General features: G+C 46.7%; 20 protein-coding genes and 1 pseudogene. 11 read left to right on the forward strand and 10 right to left on the reverse strand.

What is annotated here, in order from left to right:
• The first annotated feature begins 58 nt into the window (after positions 1-58).
• The 4 genes from ICN12_RS04080 (at position 59) to ICN12_RS04095 (ending at position 2394) form a co-directional block, all read left to right on the forward strand.
• Positions 59-1204, forward strand: a complete 1146-nt coding sequence (locus ICN12_RS04080; protein ID WP_216270777.1) for an alpha-hydroxy acid oxidase — start codon at positions 59-61, stop codon at positions 1202-1204.
• A gap of 67 nt (positions 1205-1271) precedes the next feature.
• Entirely contained in the window at positions 1272-2006 is a 735-nt protein-coding gene (locus ICN12_RS04085; RefSeq protein ID WP_370624932.1) for a bestrophin-like domain, read from the forward strand.
• The gene (locus ICN12_RS04090; RefSeq protein ID WP_216270779.1) at positions 2003-2194 is read left to right on the forward strand and encodes a hypothetical protein; all 192 of its coding nucleotides are present in this window, start codon (positions 2003-2005) and stop codon (positions 2192-2194) included. Before ICN12_RS04085 ends, ICN12_RS04090 begins: the two co-directional genes overlap by 4 nt.
• 23 nt (positions 2195-2217) lie before the next feature.
• The gene (locus tag ICN12_RS04095) at positions 2218-2394 is read left to right on the forward strand and encodes a hypothetical protein (RefSeq protein ID WP_216270781.1); all 177 of its coding nucleotides are present in this window, start codon (positions 2218-2220) and stop codon (positions 2392-2394) included.
• A 68-nt stretch (positions 2395-2462) separates the two neighbouring features.
• On the opposite strand, the gene ICN12_RS04100 is transcribed toward ICN12_RS04095, so the two are convergent.
• Together ICN12_RS04100 and ICN12_RS04105 are read right to left on the reverse strand one after the other, a co-directional pair.
• A complete protein-coding gene (locus tag ICN12_RS04100) occupies positions 2463-3563 on the reverse strand; it encodes an alkene reductase (RefSeq protein ID WP_216270783.1) in 1101 nt (366 codons plus the stop codon).
• An 89-nt stretch (positions 3564-3652) separates the two neighbouring features.
• Positions 3653-4600 (reverse strand): hydrogen peroxide-inducible genes activator, encoded by a 948-nt coding sequence (locus ICN12_RS04105; protein ID WP_216270786.1) that lies wholly within the window; start codon positions 4598-4600, stop codon positions 3653-3655.
• A 139-nt stretch (positions 4601-4739) separates the two neighbouring features.
• Here ICN12_RS04105 and ICN12_RS04110 point away from each other — a divergent pair, with 139 nt between their 5' ends.
• The 3 genes from ICN12_RS04110 to ICN12_RS04120 all read left to right on the forward strand — a co-directional run bounded on the left by ICN12_RS04110 (position 4740) and on the right by ICN12_RS04120 (position 6685).
• The gene (locus ICN12_RS04110) at positions 4740-5225 is read left to right on the forward strand and encodes a rubrerythrin family protein (RefSeq protein WP_216270788.1); all 486 of its coding nucleotides are present in this window, start codon (positions 4740-4742) and stop codon (positions 5223-5225) included.
• A gap of 62 nt (positions 5226-5287) precedes the next feature.
• On the forward strand, positions 5288-5455 hold the full coding sequence (locus ICN12_RS04115; protein WP_216270790.1) for a rubredoxin: 168 nt from the start codon (positions 5288-5290) through the stop codon (positions 5453-5455).
• Between the two features lie 60 nt (positions 5456-5515).
• On the forward strand, positions 5516-6685 hold the full coding sequence (locus ICN12_RS04120) for an NAD(P)/FAD-dependent oxidoreductase (protein ID WP_216270791.1): 1170 nt from the start codon (positions 5516-5518) through the stop codon (positions 6683-6685).
• A gap of 88 nt (positions 6686-6773) precedes the next feature.
• Here ICN12_RS04120 and ICN12_RS04125 read toward each other — a convergent pair whose 3' ends face one another.
• The 4 genes from ICN12_RS04125 to ICN12_RS04140 form a co-directional block, all read right to left on the reverse strand.
• Entirely contained in the window at positions 6774-7367 is a 594-nt protein-coding gene (locus tag ICN12_RS04125; RefSeq protein ID WP_216270792.1) for a urate hydroxylase PuuD, read from the reverse strand.
• Positions 7368-7405: 38 nt separating this feature from the next.
• Positions 7406-7984 (reverse strand): superoxide dismutase, encoded by a 579-nt coding sequence (sodB, locus tag ICN12_RS04130; RefSeq protein WP_216270895.1) that lies wholly within the window; start codon positions 7982-7984, stop codon positions 7406-7408.
• Between the two features lie 128 nt (positions 7985-8112).
• Entirely contained in the window at positions 8113-8889 is a 777-nt protein-coding gene (locus tag ICN12_RS04135; RefSeq protein ID WP_216270793.1) for a 3-hydroxybutyrate dehydrogenase, read from the reverse strand.
• Between the two features lie 50 nt (positions 8890-8939).
• Positions 8940-9434 carry a YqaA family protein gene (locus ICN12_RS04140; protein ID WP_255537687.1) on the reverse strand — a complete coding sequence of 165 codons (495 nt, stop codon included), beginning with the start codon at positions 9432-9434 and terminating at the stop codon, positions 8940-8942.
• Between the two features lie 197 nt (positions 9435-9631).
• Between ICN12_RS04140 and ICN12_RS04145 the strand changes: the two genes are divergently transcribed.
• Complete coding sequence (locus tag ICN12_RS04145) at positions 9632-10801, forward strand: acyl-CoA dehydrogenase family protein (protein ID WP_216270795.1); 1170 nt, start codon at positions 9632-9634, stop codon at positions 10799-10801.
• A 46-nt stretch (positions 10802-10847) separates the two neighbouring features.
• Positions 10848-12032: a CaiB/BaiF CoA transferase family protein gene (locus ICN12_RS04150; RefSeq protein WP_216270796.1), complete on the forward strand. Its 1185-nt coding sequence runs from the start codon at positions 10848-10850 to the stop codon at positions 12030-12032.
• Here the strand turns inward: ICN12_RS04150 and cls are convergent.
• The 3 genes from cls to ICN12_RS04165 are packed head-to-tail and all read right to left on the reverse strand — an operon-like array spanning position 12029 to position 14453.
• A complete protein-coding gene (gene cls, locus ICN12_RS04155) occupies positions 12029-13504 on the reverse strand; it encodes a cardiolipin synthase (protein ID WP_216270797.1) in 1476 nt (491 codons plus the stop codon). The two genes, ICN12_RS04150 and cls, sit on opposite strands and share 4 nt — an antisense overlap.
• Positions 13501-14253: an endonuclease/exonuclease/phosphatase family protein gene (locus ICN12_RS04160; RefSeq protein ID WP_216270799.1), complete on the reverse strand. Its 753-nt coding sequence runs from the start codon at positions 14251-14253 to the stop codon at positions 13501-13503. The genes cls and ICN12_RS04160 overlap by 4 nt, the downstream gene beginning before the upstream one ends.
• A complete protein-coding gene (locus ICN12_RS04165; RefSeq protein ID WP_216270801.1) occupies positions 14253-14453 on the reverse strand; it encodes a hypothetical protein in 201 nt (66 codons plus the stop codon). Before ICN12_RS04165 ends, ICN12_RS04160 begins: the two co-directional genes overlap by 1 nt.
• 66 nt (positions 14454-14519) lie before the next feature.
• Between ICN12_RS04165 and ICN12_RS04170 the strand changes: the two genes are divergently transcribed.
• Positions 14520-15215, forward strand: a complete 696-nt coding sequence (locus ICN12_RS04170) for an ABC transporter permease (protein ID WP_216270803.1) — start codon at positions 14520-14522, stop codon at positions 15213-15215.
• Between the two features lie 100 nt (positions 15216-15315).
• Positions 15316-15918 (forward strand): annotated as a pseudogene (locus tag ICN12_RS04175) (ATP-binding cassette domain-containing protein); the annotation flags it as partial.
• Here ICN12_RS04175 and ICN12_RS04180 read toward each other — a convergent pair.
• A complete protein-coding gene (locus ICN12_RS04180; protein WP_216270807.1) occupies positions 15919-16212 on the reverse strand; it encodes a hypothetical protein in 294 nt (97 codons plus the stop codon).
• Positions 16213-16215 lie beyond the last annotated feature (3 nt).

The following is a 16215-nucleotide window of genomic DNA, read 5'->3' on the forward strand; positions in this document are numbered from 1 at the left end:
AGATAGAGCTTAAATTAGCAATAGTTATCTAGCATTGGCAACATACAAAGGGGTTTTAGTGGCAATCATTACCAATATTGAAGATTTACGGGTTTTACATCAAAAACGCACCCCTAAGATGTTCTATGACTATGCAGACTCTGGGTCTTGGACTGAATCGACCTATCGAGCGAACGAGTCCGATTTTCAGAAGATCAAGTTACGTCAACGCGTTGCCGTGGACATGACTAATCGCACTACCAAGACCACAATGGTCGGCCAAGAGGTTGCTATGCCCGTTGCGCTAGCACCTACTGGGCTGACTGGTATGCAACATGCCGATGGTGAAATTTTAGCTGCCCGTGCTGCAGAAAAATTTGGTGTTCCCTTCTGCTTATCCACGATGAGTATTTGCTCCATTGAAGATGTAGCAGAGCGCACCACTAAGCCTTTTTGGTTTCAGCTCTATGTCATGAAAGATCGCGGCTTTATTGAGCGCCTCATTGAGCGCGCAAAAGCTGCCAAGTGCTCCGCGCTGGTATTAACCTTAGATTTACAAATCTTAGGTCAACGTCATAAAGATTTAAAAAATGGCTTGTCTGCACCTCCAAAGCTAACTATTGCCAACATGATCAACATGATGACCAAGCCGCGCTGGTGCATGGGTATGGCAATGACTCCCCGCAGAACCTTTCGCAATATTGTTGGTCACGCCACAGGTGTAGGCAATATGTCCTCTCTCGCCTCCTGGACTGCCGAACAGTTTGATCCAGGCCTCAGCTGGGATGATGTGGAGTGGATCAAAAAGCTCTGGGGCGGCAAGCTCATTATTAAAGGCATCCTAGATGAAGAGGACGCTCGCTTTGCTGCCAACTCCGGTGCAGATGCTTTGATCGTCTCTAACCATGGTGGCCGCCAATTGGATGGCGCAATCTCCAGCATTAAGGCCTTACCTGGCATCGTGAATGCAGTTGGCAAAGATATTGAAGTCTGGATGGATGGTGGTATTAGGTCCGGACAGGATGTTCTCAAAGCCTGGGCACTGGGTGCGCGTGGCACGATGATTGGCCGCCCTTTCCTCTATGGCTTAGGTGCCATGGGTGAAGCTGGCGTAACTAAATGCCTTGAGATTATTCATAATGAATTGGATATCACGATGGCCTTTACAGGACACCGCGACATTCAAAATGTGACTAAAGATATTTTGTACCCAGGAACTTTTTAATATTCCACACTTAGCCAATTCCCCCGAACTCGTATTTGTCATCTCCGCTGTAGTCCTTGCTGGCTCAGTGTGGTTTGGCAATGGGGTTTTAAGCAAGTACCGCACGAAAGATACTGAGACTTCAGCGGACTTAGGGATTATTCAGACCGCAACGCTGACCCTACTGGGCCTGATCATCGGCTTTACCTTCTCAATGGCGATTGCTCGATACGACTTAAGACAGACCTACGAAGAGGCCGAAGCAAATGCGATTGGTACTGAATTCTTAAGGGCGGATCTATTGCCTAGCAAAACGGCGGAAACCATCAAAGGTCTTCTGAACGACTATCTTGATCAACGCATCTTGTTTTACTCCAAGCAAGATCAAGAGACCGCCAAGCAAATTACGCAAAGAACTGCTGCCCTAGAAAATGCAATGTGGGCCGAACTACTTCCAATCGCACGGACCCAATCGACCGCTACTATCGCACTAGTAGTATCTGGCATGAATGATGTGATTAACTCTCAAGGCTACACACAGGCAGCCTGGTGGAATCGCATCCCCAGCGCGGCTTGGTGGCTAATGGCCGCCATCGCAATTGGTGCCAATATTTTGGTGGGATTTGGGGCCAGAAACTTCAAAAAAAATATTGGCCTCTTTATGATTTTCCCGGCAATGGTGGCGATTTCTTTCTTTTTAATCGCTGACATTGATAGCCCAAGAGGTGGCGTGATTCGCATCGACCCACGCAATCTCATTGACCTGAAACAGAACATCGCTCCGAAAAATAGCGCTACCTACTCCATGGGTGATAAAAAATGAAACGAGTTGTAGACGTATATAAAGACAGAGGCCGTGAGTTGGTATGGACCTATGTCATTCACCTGGGTAACATTGAGTTTCATCCGGCTCAAGTTGACTTTGAGCAAGAGGCCCTCAGACTCTCTCAGTTAGATAAGCGCGGAGCCCTTAATGAGCTCAGCGCAAAAGCTCGACTAACCATTAAATAAGACCTCAAGCAGAATCTACCCCCATGAAAGCACTCACCAAAAAAGCCAAGATGGCAATCGGCTGGACCATCTTGATGACGGTTATTGGAACTGCCATGCTGCATCAATGGCAATTCTTTGCCATGGGTTGCGCATCGATTGCAATGCTGCTGGTAGCGAACCACTACGATCTTTTAAAGGACCCTGAGGACAAAAAATAAGGCCCCGTCTTTCGATCGAGGCCTATACATTAATAGCCTTTGCTAGATAGCACTGTTACAAAACTCTTTTAGAGTGTTGGATAGTCTGTATATCCTGCCTCTGCCCCACCATAAAAACTTGCGCGGTCATAAGCATTCAGTGCTGCACCCTGCTTGAAGCGTTCAGCCAAATCCGGATTAGCAATATACAAACGTCCATAAGCTACTGCATCCGCTAAGCCCGCTTCTAAAACTGCTTCACCCATGGCCTGATCATAGCCACCAGCACTAATAAATTTACCTTGGTAAGCAGCCCGGAAAATCTCAGAGGTGATTGGCGCCCCCGCATCAATCTGATCATTGCCGCCAGCAGCAGTAGAACGTGGCTCGATCATATGAACATAAGATAACTGATAGCCATTGAGCTTCTGAATCACTGCATTAAATAAGGCAACTGGATCGCTATCACCCATATCGTTAAAGCTGCCATAGGGAGATAAGCGCACGCCGATACGGTCACTTGGGAATATCTTGGTAATAGATTCAATTACCTCACCCAATAAGCGCATCCGATTTTCAATGGAGCCCCCATACCCGTCGGTACGTTGATTAGTTTTATCTTGTAAAAATTGATCCAATAAGTAGCCATTAGCCGAGTGAATTTCTACACCATCAAAACCAGCGGCTTTTGCATTTGCAGCAGCCAACTCAAAATCCTTCAAGAGACATGCAATATCTTCAGCAGTCATCGCCTTTGGAGTTTCGTAGTCATGCAACTTCCAATCTGCGCCATAAGTTTGGCCGGCAGGCGCAATCTCCGATGGAGCCTCTGGAGCGCCCTGCTCTGGATGCAAAGATGAATGAGAAATACGACCTACATGCCACAGCTGGGCAACCATCTTGCCACCTTTTGCATGCACAGCATTCACAATCTCTTTCCATGCGGCCGTTTGCTCTACAGAATAAATTCCAGGTGTTGCTGGATAGCCTTTTCCGATTGGGGAGATTTGTGTTGCCTCGCTAATAATGAGGCCGGCACTCGCCCTTTGCTCATAGTATGTTTTTGCCAAAGGATTTGGCACGTCACCCTCAATGGCGCGCATTCTTGTGAGAGGCGCCATGACTAGGCGATTCTTTAACTCAATCGCGCCAAGCTTAACGGGCGTAAACATCATTTCTTTTCCGGACATGAGACTCTTTCTTTTTTACTAATAAATGATTTAATCGTCGACTGTAGCAAGAAAGATCAGTTCTTGCTGAGTCTGACTTTGAGTCTAACTTAGTCCTTACGCAGGCTCTTGACTGCTCCACGGCTAGTTTTCGAATTTCTCTTAAAGCGCTCTTGGATGCAATCTGAAAACGCCCCAAACTCTTCTAAGTGAGCAGTTGAAGATCGAGCCACTAAAGCAATCACTCGCTTAGGCGCAGGAGGCGCCAAGGGTCGCGCCACCAAGCTCGTGCCATTTAATAATCCCCCTCTCACTGCCATCTCAGGTAGCAATGCAATCCCCATGCCGGACTCCACCATCTGCAGAAGAGTCAACAGACTGGTTGCCTCCATGCCGTCCGCCTTGCGAATATCGGAGCGCTTGCAGGCCTGCAGAGTGTGCTCTCGAAGGCAGTGCCCCTCTTCCAATAGCAATAAGCGCTCCGCCATTTTTGCCGGGAGATGAATTTCTTTTCCCTTGAGAGCGGGATCATCCTCTCTAGCAACCAACCAAAACTCGTCATCAAACAACTCTTGAACGAGCAGGCCTGAAGTCTCGTACGGCAAGGCAATCAAAATAAAATCCAATTGATGCTCAGCTAATCGAGTTAACAGATTGGCCGTTAAATCCTCGCGTAAGGCAATTTTCAAATTAGGAAAACGCGTACGAATATCTGGCAACACATTAGGCAATAAGAACGGTGCAATAGTGGGAATCACACCAAGCCGAATTGTTCCAGCCATTGGTTTGCCAGCGGCATCAGCATAGTCAACTAAATCCTGAGACGACGCCAAAATTGTCTTTGCCCTCTCCAAAATCTCCAGACCAATCGGAGTGATCGCCACATTTTGCCGATCCCGCTCCACCAAGCGAACCCCTAAACCGTCCTCAAGCTCTTTTAGACCTGCACTCAGAGTGGATTGGCCAACGAAGCAGACCTCTGCAGCACGGGTGAAGTTAAGCTCCTGGGCAATGGCCACAAAATAACGAAGCTGACGCAATGAAGGTAGAGCAGCCATAATTAACAAATGTCCCTATAATCAATTTATTGGATAAATAATATCATTATTATTTATTGGACTGATTACCTTTTTAGGCTCAGAATTCATTCCATGGTGCTTAAACACCGCTTACTAATCAACCCCAAAAGGAATGAAAATGGCTCGCCCAGAAATCAAAACCATCCAAAATTTAGAATCTGCCTTTGCAGGTGAATCCATGGCACATATTAAATATCGTTATTTTGCGAAATTGGCTCGCGCAGCTGGAGACATCGAAACCGCTGAAATCTTTGAAGCAACTGCAGATCAAGAAGTCATGCATGCCTTTGGTCACCTCGACTTGCTCTACCCCGCCAATACTATTACCCCATCTCGCGCCTTGGAGATTGCGATTGAAGGTGAAACCTATGAGTACACCGAAATGTACCCAACCTTTCGTAAAACAGCGGTAGATGAGGGCAACGCAGCAGCAGTAGCAGAGATTGACGAACAAATTGCAGAATCAAAAGAACATGCCGAGCAATTCCAGGCAATGTTGACAAAAGCAGCAAAACGCTTTGCAGCCCTCGCCAATGTGGAAGAGCGTCATGCCAATCACTATAAGAAGGCCCTGGAAAAAGCCAAAGAATTTGCTGCAGTCTAAGCAGGTTCAGAAATAAAACGAAATTAAATTTAAACTAATCGAATTATCTTTAAGGAAATATCATGAAATCTTGGCAATGTATCGTATGCGGTTTTATCTATGAAGAGGCTAAAGGCTTGCCGGAAGATGGCATTCCTGCAGGCACTGCATGGGCTGATATCCCAGAAGATTGGGAATGTCCAGACTGTGGCGTCGCAAAATCGGATTTTGAAATGGTTCAAGTAGCTTAATTTAGCTAAACGCCACTTCGACGCTAAAAACATTTAACTGCATTATTAGGGAGCTCAGCTTTGGATCATCAGAATCAATCCGCTCAATCGGGCATTGTCATTATTGGTAGCGGCTTAGCGGGGTTTACCGTCATTCGTGAGCTTCGAAAGTTAGATAAGGCTATTCCGATTACTTTAGTAACCCGTGAGCCAGGCTACTTCTATTCAAAGCCCATGCTCTCTACGGCACTAGCGAGTAATAAGTCTGCCGAGCAATTGATCTCAAGCAATGTTGAAGGCATGGCAGCTCAACTAGAAATTACCATTCTGGGCGATGTGGATGTAACTGCCATTGATACGACTTCCCAGACCATTGGAACCTCCAAAGGAACAATTTCTTATGGAAAGCTGGTGCTCGGTTTAGGTGCCGATCAAATACGCCTACCCTTACAAGGCAATGCAGCTAATGAAGTAATCACCGTTAATGATCTTGAAGAGTATGCCCACTTTCGCAAGACAATTGAAGGTAAAAAGCGGGTTGCGATTTTAGGTGCAGGCCTGATTGGATGCGAGTTTGCCAATGATTTAGTTTTGGGCTCTTACGAGGTTGATGTAATTGACCTGGCTCCGCAAGCTTTGGGTCGACTACTTCCCGAGGCTGCAGCACAAGCACTGCAGTCAAAATTATGCGAAGCTGGAGTGCGCTGGCACTTTGCTACCACCGTACAATCAATTGATCGCAATGGCGACTCCCTCTCGATCACACTCGCAAACGGATCGGTGATTACTAGCGATGTATTTCTATCGGCTGTAGGCCTGAAGCCTCGATTGGATTTAGCTAAAGCTGCTGGAATTGCAACTGGCGCTGGCATTACAGTCAATCGCCAATTAGAGACTAGCGCTAAAAATGTATTTGCTATCGGCGATTGCGCCGAGGTTGATGGCTTGGTACTGCCTTACGTCATGCCAATCATGCAGGCGGCCCGGGCGTTAGCGCCCAATCTACTAGGTCAAGAAGTTGCCCTCACCTACCCTGCTATGCCGGTCATGGTGAAGACTCCCGCACTCCCAACTATTGTCTCGCCACCAGCTAAAGGTGCAGTAGGTGATTGGAAAATCAAGGCAATGGATGATGGACTGGAGGCGCGCTTTGAATCAAACGATGGGAAGTTGCTAGGCTTTGCTTTACTTGGATCTGCAACAGCTCAACGCGGGGCCCTCACAAAAGAGCTTCCGCCAATCCTGCAATAAAGCTAATCTATTGCTGCCCATCTAGCATTTTGTTGCATAAGAAAAGGCCCGCATTTGCGGGCCTTTTTAATGATCAACAGTAGCTTGATTATGAAACGATGACAAACCAAGTTGTGTTGTGTGACTGTGCAACCATCAAAAACAACATTGGAATAGAAAGCATCGTGTTAAAGCGTGAAGTCAGCATCGCAATACGTGCAGACTTGGCTTTGACATCTAGCTCAACTGCAACGATACCTAGAGCACGTTTTTGATTTGGCCAAATAATGAACCAAACGTTGAAAGCCATTACCAAAGCAATCCACATGCCCAAACCGATTGCGCGGTACGGAGCTTGCAAAGTAAACGCTTGATGTGCATAGCCATTCAAGACAGCCAAGATTAAACCGCTAATAACAGTAAATAAGGCTGCCCAACGGAACCAAAACAAGGCTGTCGGAGCAATGACTTTTCCAATTGCCGGCTTTTGCTCATCCGGAATCTTTGGCATAGAAGGAATCTGCACAAAATTGAAGTACCAAAGTAATCCAATCCACATCACGCCAACCATCACGTGAATCCAGCGGAACAAGAACGGCAATTCAATGGAACTGAGGTTTGCACCTAAAGCCAAGACAATTAAAATGAGGAGGACAAAGCCAGCTAAAACGGTGCGTCCCAATGAGGTAAAGATGGATGACATAAACACTTTCTTATTCGGAATATAGGTCTGTTAAGGGATTAAGCAAAATTCTTGCTAGCAAAATCCCAGTTCACTACATTCCAGAAATTTTCCAAGTACTTTGGGCGAGCATTGCGGGTATCGATGTAGTAGGCATGCTCCCAAACATCACAGGTCATCAAAGGCTTTGCATCAGTAGTCAACGGTGTAGCTGCATTACTTGTGGAGGCTAAATCGAGAGAGCCGTCAGCCTTCTTAACCAACCAAGCCCAACCAGATCCAAAGGTGCCTACTGCACACTTTGCAAACTCTTCTTTGAATTTATCAAAAGAACCCCACTTTGCATTAATAGCATCCGCTAGAGGGCCAGTTGGAGCGCCACCGCCATTTGGCTTCATGCTGTTCCAGTAAAAAGTGTGATTCCATACTTGGGCTGCATTATTAAAAACACCGCCAGCGGACTTTTTAATAATGTCTTCTAGGGAAGCATTTTCAAACTCAGTGCCTTTAATCAAATTATTTAAATTAGTGACATAAGTTTGATGATGTTTGCCATAGTGAAACTCAAGAGTTTCTTTTGAGATGAATGGTGAAAGCGCATCTAATGCGTAAGGCAACTGAGGTAATGTATGTTCCATCATTTTTTCCTTGTAAGGCGTATTAATAGGTAGCTTTAGCAGCCATATTCGCCCTAACTATAGACGATTCTGGCATTTTTGTTTGAGCACGAAAAAATGGGGGATTCGACCGAATCCCCCCCTTGAGCTTACTGAGCTGTCCAGCCGCCGTCCATGTTCCAGGCCACTCCGCGCACTTCAGATGCATCAGGACCACATAAGAAAACAGCTAGTGCAGCCAATTGCTCGGGTGCCACAAACTCACCTGAAGGTTGCTTTTCAGAAACCAAGGCATTCTTGGCGACCTCATTTGAAACCCCATCACGCTCTGCGCGTGCATCCACTTGCTTTTGGACTAACGGGGTTAAAACCCAACCTGGGCAAATCGCATTACAGGTGATTCCCGTTTTTGCATTCTCTAGAGCAGTCACTTTGGTTAAACCAACAATGCCATGTTTTGCAGCAACATAAGCAGACTTTTGAGTGGAGCCAACTAAGCCATGGACTGAGGCGATATTAATAATGCGACCCCAGTTGCGTTGTTTCATACCTGGTAATGCATGATGAGAGGTATAGAAAGCAGAACTTAAGTTGATGGCAATAATGGATTCCCACTTATCCGCTGGAAAGTCTTCAACGTTAGCCGTGTACTGAATGCCGGCGTTGTTAACTAATATATCGAGTGAGCCAAAGCGTTTTTCAGTTTGCTTAATTAGATCTTCAATCTCAGCGGGTTTACTCATATCAGCACCGTGATAATCAACCTCAACTCCGCAGGCCTTGATTGCAGCAATGGCGGCATCTTTCTCGCCAAAACCGTTCACCATGATGTTGACACCCTGCTTTGCCAATCCAATAGCAATTGCTAAACCAATGCCACTAGTCGAACCAGTGACCAGAGCTGTTTTACCTTTTAATTGAGACATGATTACCCTCTAGAGATATTTTCAAAAAATATAGGATACAACGGAAGAATTTAGATTATGTGAAGCCAATGCCCCAATTGGTGCCAAACGCTTGATGGTACAAGGGTTAGAAGCCAGGTCATGGTGAGATAGCGTAGTAGTTTGCCAATAAACATATAAATCAGGCAAGGCGCCCAAGGGAGCCTAAGCCACCCTGCCGCCAAACAAAGGGGGTCGCCAAAACCAGGGAGCCAGGACAGCAGGAGCATCTTTGGTCCTCGCCCCTCAAGCCAGCGTTGCATTCTGCCATTGGTCGGCCCCTTTAAAGATTCGAAACTGTTGCGACTAAGGAGTCCAAGCCACCAATCAAACATGCCTCCAAGGGTATTACCAATGGTGGCAACAATAATGGCAATCCAATACAGATTTGGATTTAGGGTGATATAGCCAAAAAGCATGGGTTCCGAACCCAAAGGCAACAAAGTTGCAGAGACAAAAGCGCTAATGAATACAGCTGGCAAACCAATCGACGGCATCCCAAAGAAATCAAAGAATTGCGTCAGCATTTGCTCCATTAAGCACAGGTTCCGTATGGGTTGCCAGTTGAGGACTTAATCATTCTCCTAGTATGCCCCATCACATCTAAAGCTCAACAATGAAGGCTAGAGTGACCGCCCATTACTGGTCGCCCGCAATTCTGAAATCTTGCTTAAACTGTAGGCATTCCGATATTTATTAACTCTATATACCCACTCATACACACATGAATCACCCCATCCCCAAGCCAGACCAATATCAAGATATGCGCGAAGCCTTGCGCGACCTCTGCGGCAGTTTTGACTCCGCTTATTGGCAAAAGGTAGATCATGAACGAGCCTACCCCGAGGCATTTGTCGATGCGATGGCACAAGCAGGCTGGTTAGCCGCCCTGATCCCCGAGGAATTTGGTGGCTCAGGCTTAGGCCTTGCTGAGGCTTCTGTCATCATGGAAGAAATTAATTTCTCTGGTGGTAATGCAGGATCTTGTCATGGTCAGATGTACAACATGGGTACTTTGCTACGCCATGGCTCTGATGCTCAAAAGCAACTTTATCTTCCAAAAATCGCGACCGGCGAATTGCGCCTGCAGACTATGGCGGTGACTGAGCCAACCACCGGCACTGATACCACCAAACTGAAAACCACCGCCGTCAAAAAGGGTGACAAGTATGTCGTCAATGGTCAAAAGGTATGGATCTCGCGCATTCAGCATTCTGATTTGATGATCCTCTTGGCGCGCACTACTCCGCTGGCAGAGGTGAAGAAAAAATCAGAAGGTATGTCTATTTTCATCGTCAATCTAAAAGATGCGATTGGTAAGGGCATGGCGATCCAACCAATTGCCAATATGGTTAATCATGAAACCAATGAAGTCTTCTTTGATAACTTAGAGATTCCTGCTGAAAATTTAATTGGTGAAGAGGGGCAAGGCTTTAAGTACATATTGGATGGTCTCAATGCAGAGCGCACTCTCATCGCTGCAGAATGTATCGGTGACGCTTACTGGTTTGTGGATAAAGCACGTCGCTATGCAAATGAACGGGTAGTGTTTGATCGCCCTATCGGTAAAAACCAAGGCATTCAGTTTCCGATTGCAGATTCTTATATCGAGACAGAAGCAGCCAATCTCATGCGCTTCAAAGCATGCGAGCTCTTTGATACCAAGCAAGCCTGCGGTGCGGAATCCAATATGGCCAAATATTTGGCTGCTAAAGCCTCTTGGGAAGCGGCAAACGTTTGCCTACAAACCCATGGTGGCTTTGGCTTTGCCAATGAATATGATGTCGAGCGCAAGTTCCGTGAAACCCGCCTCTACCAAGTGGCGCCCATTTCGACCAACTTAATTTATTCCTATATGGCTGAGCATGTTCTAGGCCTCCCCCGCTCCTTCTAATTCTTTCGGTCATTTCATTTAGCAAGTTTTTTGGATAAGTAATTACATGAGCATTCGCCCTTTAGATGGCATCATCGTGGTTTCTCTGGAGCACGCTATTGCCGCTCCTTTTTGCACGCGCCAATTGGCTGATCTGGGTGCAAGAGTTATTAAGGTGGAACGGCCTGGCGCCGGAGACTTTGCGCGTGCTTACGATGAGCGCGTCAATGGCATGTCATCTCATTTCACCTGGGTGAATCGCTCAAAAGAAAGTTTGACCTTAGATCTCAAGCAAGAGTCTGCACTGACAGCACTGAAGGCGCTATTGAAAACAGCCGATGTGCTGGTGCAGAATTTAGCTCCTGGTGCAGCAGCGCGCATGGGACTAACAGCAGAACTATTGCAGAAAGATAATCCAGGGCTTATCTTGTGCGATATCTCAGGTTACGGCAACAATGGGCCATATCGAGATAAAAAAGCCTATGACTTACTCATTCAGAGTGAAGCTGGCTTCCTATCCGTTACAGGCACACCAGAAAACCCTAGCAAAGCAGGTAATTCCATTGCTGACATTGCTGCAGGTATGTATGCCTATACCAATGTTCTGGCAGCGCTTTTACAAAGAGCTAAGACTGGAAAAGGATCGACTATCGATGTTTCCATGCTCGAGTCCCTAGGTGAGTGGATGAGCTACCCACTCTACTATGCCTACGAAGGTGCTACCCCTCCCCCTCGCAATGGCGCATCTCATGCCACGATTTATCCATATGGGCCATTTAAAGCTGGTGATGGCGGCACCATCATGCTGGGTCTACAAAATGACCGTGAGTGGGTTTTGTTTTGCGAAGTAGTCCTTGAGAATCTAGCGCTTGCTAAAGATGAACGCTTTGATAAGAATTTTAAGCGCAATGAAAAACGGGATGAGTTGCTTGCCATCATCGATGCCTGTTTTAGCAAACTGACTACCGAGCAAGTGATTGCAAAGTTAGATAAAGCCCAGATTGCCAATGCACGACTAAATGATATGAATGGATTATGGAATCACGATCAACTCAAAGCAAGAGATCGCTGGGTTCAAGTGGGGTCACCAGTTGGTCCGATTCCAGCAATGCTTCCACCCGGCATGAATGATAGCTACGACTATCGCATGGATGACATACCAGCAGTAGGCCAGCACACCAATGAAATCCTATCTGAGCTAGGTATCCCCGCTAGCGAGATTGAAGTCATGCGCACTCAAGGGGCTATTTAAAGCAAAGGTGACGCTAAGTGCGCAGCGTTCTCGAGTAACACACGCCAGTGCGGCCGCTTAGCCCAACCCACCGGATCAACCATATCTGATTGAGCCAAGTAAGACTCAATCAATGCCTCGAGCTTGGCACAGAACTCATCGTTGTATACGATCAAGCTAATTTCAAAATTGAGGCGCAAACTGCGTTGATCAAAATTGACTGAACCAAAAATGGCTACTCGCTTATCTATTAACAAGCTCTTCGTATGCAAAAGACCACCATGAAATTCAGCGATATTCACGCCGGCACTCATGAGGTCGGTATAAAAACTGCGACTACTCCAAGCGACCAGCGTGGAATCATTTAGCTTGGGAACAATGAGGGTCACCTTCACGCCACGGCCAGCTGCTGCCATCAGCGCCTGAATCAAGCCATCATCAGGGCCAAAGTAAGGCGTGGTGATGGTCAGCTCTTCACGCGCATCCATGATTGCGGAGAGCAGCACTTGATACAAAATATCATCACGATAGACTGGGCCAGAGGAAAACTCTTGAGCCAACGCTTTGCCATCAACTGGGGTTGGGGCAGGCGGCACATCATTGAAATGCGTAATCTTGGGATTATCTACACTCCAGTCAAAGGAGAATGTCAATTCAAACTGGGATGCAACAGGGCCTTCAATTCTGACCATGGCGTCTACCCATTCACCCACTCCTGAGTCTTGTTTGAATGTGCGGGGGTCAACCATATTCATGCTGCCCGTCCAAACAATCGTGTTATCAATCACAAAGATCTTACGGTGGAGCCTGAGGTCAGCACGGCGAAATTGAAAGCGGCCAATTTGGATCGGCAGAGCCTCAGTAACTTGGATTCCGGCACTTCTAAAACGATTGGGCCAACTGGACTTAAACCAGTCTTTGCTACCCAAAGAATCCAATAACACCTTACAAACTACGCCACGTTTAGCTGCCGCAATTAAGGCCTCACCAACTCGGTCAGCATCGCCACCCAAGGCCCAGATATAAAACTCCAAGTGCAGCGTCTTCTTCGCTTGATTGATCTCATCGATAAAAAACTGCAAGATCTTAAGGGAACTCGTAAACAACTCAATCTTATTGCCAGCAATTACCGGTGAACCATTTTTCGATTCTGCCAATAAACTTAGAGCCCTGCCCTCTAAAGGAAGTTGCTGCCGATCTGCCAAGAAGCGCTTACGCATATCTTCGGAAATCTGCGCATACTCTTTATCCATGCGAATGATTTTACGAGTCAGCTTGCGACCAACAGGACGCTCACCAATCAAAATATACAAACTAATTCCGACCAAAGGGAAGAGAACCACAATCAAAAACCATGCAAGAACAACGCCTACCGGTCTTCGTACAGAAATTAATCTAAACCCAAAAAGAATCACAATGATGGCATGCGCTATGGGGACCCAAATTAATGAGAAACCAAAGATAGACCCTAATAGGTAATTTAATAAGCTCATATGATTTCCAGCTCCGCAGTAATGCCTAAGTGATCAGATAATTTCAGCCATTCATGCAGAATTTCTGCAGAATGAATTTTTAAGCCCCGCACATAAATTCGATCCATCGGCAGCATCGGCTTCACACTAGGAAAAGTTTTTGCAGGAGCACCAGTAAGCACCTCAAAGACTTCATTAAAACCGGCAGCTCGCATCGGCGCACTCACGCGATTGCGCCAATCATTAAAGTCGCCAGCAACAATCGTTGGACCACCCTCTGCCAATGAATCAATATAACGAATAATCTCATCTAATTGACGCTCACGCCCTCTTTCAAATAAAGCCAGGTGGACACAAAAGCAATGAATTGGTGTTGCTACGCCCTCTAGCTGAGTAATGGTATGGAGTAAGCCACGTTTTTCAAACCGATAGGCAGAAATATCGTAATTCTCGCCCTTGTGCATTGGCCTTTTAGAAAGAATGGCATTGCCATGATGCCCATTTGGATATTCAACATTTTTTCCGTAATGCCAATCATGCCAAAAATCTTCAGATAAAAAATGGGTGAGCTCTGTTAATGGCCATTGACCGAATCGCCTAATTCTTCCCCGATGCTCTTGTTGAAGCTCTTGCAAGAATAGTAAGTCTGGATGATGGCTACGCATTTTCTGACGTAGCTCATAAATGGTTGAGTGCCTATGCAGGGGTGAAACACCCTTATGCACATTGATAGTCATCACACTAAAGCGACCCACCTTACCTTGTGTCATTAAAACTGTCCTGCAGCACGTTGTCGGCGCATACGAGCGAGATAGATCTCACCCTCAACCAAATCTTGGCATTGCATGCATTTATTGCAAATGGACGCCTGTTCGCGCAACTCATCAATGGAGTTGATGGGATGACTATCGAGGTATTCACGAAGATCGACATCGAGAACCTCATTACAGAGGCAAACGACTTCAGCCATGGATCGAAATTAGAGTAATTGCTTGCATTTGCACCATTTTGCCATCCCCTTGCTAGAATCGAGCCCATGTTTACAACCTTTCAGGATGCCTTCAGACTGCTCTTGCATTTAGATGCAGGGGTAGTAGGCATCGTCCTAGTATCACTTCAGGTGAGTCTGACAGCACTACTCTTTGGCACCCTCATCGGCCTCCCCCTTGGGGCGCTACTGGCGACCGAAGAATTTAATGGCAAAAAGACGATTACGGTCACCCTTAACACCCTCATGGGCGTCCCGACGGTGATTGTTGGGGTTGTAGTTTATCTACTACTATCGCGGACAGGGCCATTAGGGGTATGGGGATGGCTCTTTACACCCAAGGGTATGATTCTGGCCCAAACCTTGCTCACAACCCCTTTAATCGCCGCGTTAAGCCGTCAGATTCTTGAGGATTCCTGGAGAATTCATCGGGATTCATTTATGGCGCTTCGCCTGCCTAGACTCTCCGCCCTGAAATGGCTGATTTGGGACTGCCGCTTTTCCCTCACGATTGCCATTTTGGCTGGACTAGCTAGAGCCATATCTGAGGTAGGCGCGGTAATGATCGTCGGCGGCAATATTGACCATTCCACACGAACCATGACCACTGCCATTGCCCTAGAAACCAGCAAAGGTGACCTTCCCTTAGCTCTTGCCCTAGGCATCATCCTTTTAGGCGTTGTCTTGCTAGCCAATTTATTTACTTTTGCCGTTCGCCAGATTGCAGAGCGCCGCTATGGTTAACTCATCTGAACAATTCAAGCAATTTATTGAACTCAAGGATGTCATCGTCAAAAGTGATGGGCGCATCATCTTAAATATTCCCCATGCAATCATTCCTGCTGATCGAATTTGCGTCTGCATTGGCCCAAATGGAGCCGGCAAAACGACCCTTTTAAAATTGATTGATGGTTTGATCAAGCCCGACTCCGGTAGCATCACCTACTCCACCGGCCTCATCAAATCAGCATTGGTGCTGCACCACACGCCGATGATTAAAGCATCAACAAGGATCAACATCTCCATGGTGAGAGATGCAGATTCCTCGATTTGTGCAAGCGAAATTGATGCGGTCATGGAGCAAATCGGTTTAAGTCATCTTGCCAATAGCCCCGCACACAAACTCTCAGCCGGTGAAAGACAAAAGCTTTGCTTGGGCCGGGCCATTTTGCAAAAACCCAACTTGGTTTTACTCGATGAGCCAACTGCGAATTTAGACCCCAATACTACTGAGCAAGTTGAGGAGATTATTCGCCAATTTAAGCTTCAGGGTTCGGATGTCATCTTCACCTCCCACCAGCTAGCGCAAGTACAAAGGCTGGCGGATTACATCGTGTTTATTGATCAGGGCGAGATTAAAGAAAAAGGACCCGTAGGTCCTTTCTTTTCCAACCCTCAGACACAAGCAGCTAAACGCTACTTACATCAAGAGCTAGTGGCAGACTAACTACTTAGCTGCTGGTGCTGCCGCAGGTGCAGGAACTGCTGCTGCAGCCACAGGAGCAACAAATGGTGGCGGAGCAACGCAAGCTGCAGGTGCTGGAGTGCCAGACACTCTGAACTGATCAGCCACTTTATTCATCGACTGACAAAGTTGATAAGCGCCAACTCTTCCGGCATAGGCAGTCTTGGCCTTTGCAAGATCTGCAGCCGCTTGTGCTTCTGGCGTCAGTGGTGGCAATGCAGCAAAAGCTGCAGCAGTTGCAAATGAGCCGAGCGTGAAAGCAATGATCTTTTTCATGGC

Origin of the sequence: Polynucleobacter sp. AM-25C3 (assembly GCF_018882335.1) — a bacterium.
Classification (GTDB): Bacteria; Pseudomonadota; Gammaproteobacteria; order Burkholderiales; family Burkholderiaceae; genus Polynucleobacter.